The organism is Erwinia sp. MYb416, assembly GCF_037479575.1.
In the GTDB taxonomy this organism is placed as follows: domain Bacteria; phylum Pseudomonadota; class Gammaproteobacteria; order Enterobacterales; family Enterobacteriaceae; genus Erwinia; species Erwinia rhapontici.
Genome location: NZ_JBBGYT010000290.1, coordinates 1 through 1,043 on the forward strand (window position 1 = coordinate 1; position 1,043 = coordinate 1,043).

Sequence of the window (1,043 nt, forward strand, 5' to 3'; positions counted from 1 at the left end):
CCCGCTATTGGTACTGTTACAGCTACGCTGCCAGCTTAACTGGCCGTCATTGCTATTCCACTGAGGAGTCAGTTTCACACTCAGCCCCTGGAGGCTTTCCTGGCCGGTAAGCGTGATGACTCCTGCATTGGTGGTTAGCGCTGAAACATAGCGTGAGGTCCGTTCAGCCGGAACACCGTGACTTCCCGCGCTACAGTTTCCGCTGCCACCGTGTTCAATGGCGCATAGCTCGACGGCGGTTTTATACGGCATCGCCGTTTGCAGCATATCGGTGAGTGCGGCTTTTTGCAGATAACCCTGGTAAGCAGGCAGTCCGATGGCGCTGAGAATGGCAATAATGGCGATGACGATCATCAGTTCGATCAGGGTAAAGCCTTGTTGGTTGTTCATAGCAAACCTCCTTGTGTATTGAGGCTGGCAACATAAATCGGGGATGGGCGGGCAGCCAGCGGCAAACGGCGGCTTTCAGAGGAGGAACGTAAAGTCTTTTGCTGCGTTGCATCGGTGCAAGGAGGGGCTGGAAGCCGCCTCGCAAAACCGAAATGCAGGCAGAAAAAAGGCCAGCACGATTGGCTGGCCTGGGGTACAACGTGGGCATTGGCTGACGCGATATCTCTTAAGCGTCGTTACCCTTAGCGAAAGCGCATCGACAGGTCGAGGGCACGCACATGTTTGGTCAGAGCGCCTACGGAAATATAGTCCACGCCGGTTTCGGCAAAGGTCCGCAGAGTTTTATCCGTCACATTACCCGACACTTCCAGCAGTGCGCGTCCATCGCTCAAGGTGACGGCTGCCCGCATCTGTTCAACGGTAAAGTTGTCCAGCATCACGATGTCAGCACCGGCCTGCAACGCCTGTTCCAGCTCGTCCAGCGATTCAACTTCCACCTCGACAGGAACATCCGGGCGCAACCAGGAGGCTTTCTCGACCGCTTTGGCGATCGAGCCGCAGGCAATAATGTGGTTCTCTTTAATCAGAAACGCATCGGACAAACCCAGGCGATGGTTCGCACCGCCGCCACAGAGCACGGCATACTTCAGCGC

Annotated in this window: 2 protein-coding genes; both read right to left on the minus strand. The window is 55.9% G+C overall.

All coding sequences use genetic code 11. From position 1 onward, the window contains the following. On the minus strand, positions 1-390 hold a 390-nt coding region (gene ppdD, locus WH277_RS02620), incomplete at its 3' end, for a prepilin peptidase-dependent pilin (protein ID WP_339504249.1). A gap of 242 nt (positions 391-632) precedes the next feature. Further along, a partial coding sequence (locus WH277_RS02625; RefSeq protein WP_445235303.1) for a nicotinate-nucleotide diphosphorylase occupies positions 633-1,043 on the minus strand: 411 nt, incomplete at its 5' end.